This is a genomic window from Rhizobacter sp. (assembly GCF_031412075.1).
Taxonomy (GTDB): Bacteria; Pseudomonadota; Gammaproteobacteria; order Burkholderiales; family Burkholderiaceae_C; genus Rhizobacter.
This window is the reverse complement of the sequence record NZ_JANOCG010000172.1, coordinates 1-1727: the sequence shown is the minus strand read 5'-3', so window position 1 is coordinate 1727 and position 1727 is coordinate 1. Positions and strand designations below refer to the sequence as shown.

Sequence of the window (1727 nt, the reverse complement as noted above, 5' to 3'; positions counted from 1 at the left end):
TGCCGCCGGCGGGTTTTTCGCGCAGGCTTTCGTGCAGGGCGCCCAGGCGGGTCAGGTCGATCCAGGCTACGGCGCCGGCCAACTCACCCACCGGGCGCTCCAGCTTGCGGGTCACCGGCCATTGCCAGGCCTGGCCCGTGGCGTCGCGTGTAGGCAACCCGGTTGCCACGTCGCCGGCAGCCGTCGGCCAGGTGACGGCCCCCATCCCGCCCTGCCACGGTGCGGCGCCCGGCGAGGCCAGCGCTTGCCCGGCTACGTTGGCAAAGCCGTAACTCACCAGGCCGTCGGAGCCCTGGTTCAGGCGCGTCACCAGGCCGGCGAGGCCGCTGTCTTGCGAAACGTCAGCTTGCGGGTGGGTTTGCACCCAGTAATCGAGCAGCGCCAGATCGGTCTCGATGCTGCTGAGCAAGCCGCGGGTCTGCTGGACCACCACGTTGTTGATCAGGCGCAGCTGCTTTTGGGCGCTTTCGACCATGCGCCGCTCTTGAACCACCGAAAAGATGAGGATCAACGCCCACAGCACCCCCAGCAGGCCGAACATCGCGATGTACGGCCCTCGGGCTTGCAGTCGTCGATGGGCTTCCACGGTCGGGCTGGGCGTTGCCCGACGTTACTTCTGCGCCGGGCGCTTGGTCGGCGGCGGCAAAGCAGGCCGCTTGGGCGGCAGCACGGCGGGCTCGGGCGGGCGCGCACCGCCAGCCAGCAGGCCCGGCGTGCCGATGCACCGAAGCGTCTTGGGCGCCATCGCATAGGTGCTGGTGCCGGCCACGCTTTGTTCGAGTGCGGCCGAGATGAGCGCCGACTTGGCGGCCTCGCAGGCCAGGCCCGAGTTGAAACTCGCGACCAGATAAGGGTTCATGCCATAGGCCGTCACAACGAAGGCGAAGAGCGATACCACGGGGAAGTCTCCTTGGGCGTGCGGGCCCTGATGTTCGCGCACATTAGCTGAAGCGCAATCTGTTACAGGCCCGAGTTGCCGGGTGGATCGGTGCCAATTGTCGAGATCCGCCACCACGCGGGCAGCAGACGGCGCACCTTGGCCGAGGCAAAACGGTCGTCGATCAGGCAGATCACGCCCTGGTCGGCAGGGGTGCGTATCACCCGGCCGGCGGCTTGCACCACCTTTTGCAGACCGGGGTAGAGGTAGGCGTAGTCGTAGCCCTGCGCTTCGCCAAAACGTTCGCCCAGGCGCTGCTTCATGTGCTCGTTGACGGGGTTGAACTGCGGCAGGCCGAGGGTGGCGATGAAGGCACCGATGAGGCGCCGCCCGGGCAGGTCGATGCCTTCGGCAAACGAGCCGCCGAGTACGGCAAAGCCGATGCCCTGGCTGCTAGTGGTGAAACGCGCCAGAAACTGCTCGCGCGCGGCTTCGTCCATGCCGCGCGATTGTTCCCACACCAGCACCTGCGGCGCTTGTTCGCGAAACAGCGCCAGCACCTTCTGCAGGTAGTCGAAGCTGCTGAAAAACGCGAGGTAGTTGCCGGGCTGCGCCACGTACTGCTCGGCCATCAGTTCGGCAATGGGTGCGAGCGAGGCGTCGCGGTGCTGAAAGCGGGTGGAGATGTGGCCGGCCAGGCGCACGCTCAGTTGCTCGGGGGAAAACGGCGTGGGCACGTCGACCCAGGCGGTGTTGTCGGGCAGGCCCAGGGTGTCGGCATAAAACTGACGCGGGCTCAGCGTGGCTGAAAAAAGCGCCACTGAACGTGCCGCCTCCAGGCGCGGTGTGA

Annotated in this window: 3 protein-coding genes; all 3 read right to left on the bottom strand. The window is 67.1% G+C overall.

The window, feature by feature from the left end:
- Positions 1–541, bottom strand: a 541-nt coding sequence (locus RMO40_RS06050) for a hypothetical protein (protein WP_309717740.1), incomplete at its 3' end; no start/stop codon positions are given.
- Positions 542–610: 69 nt separating this feature from the next.
- Entirely contained in the window at positions 611–898 is a 288-nt protein-coding gene (locus tag RMO40_RS06045) for a hypothetical protein (protein ID WP_309717737.1), read from the bottom strand.
- A gap of 62 nt (positions 899–960) precedes the next feature.
- On the bottom strand, positions 961–1727 hold a 767-nt coding region (locus tag RMO40_RS06040; protein WP_309717734.1), incomplete at its 5' end, for a helicase C-terminal domain-containing protein.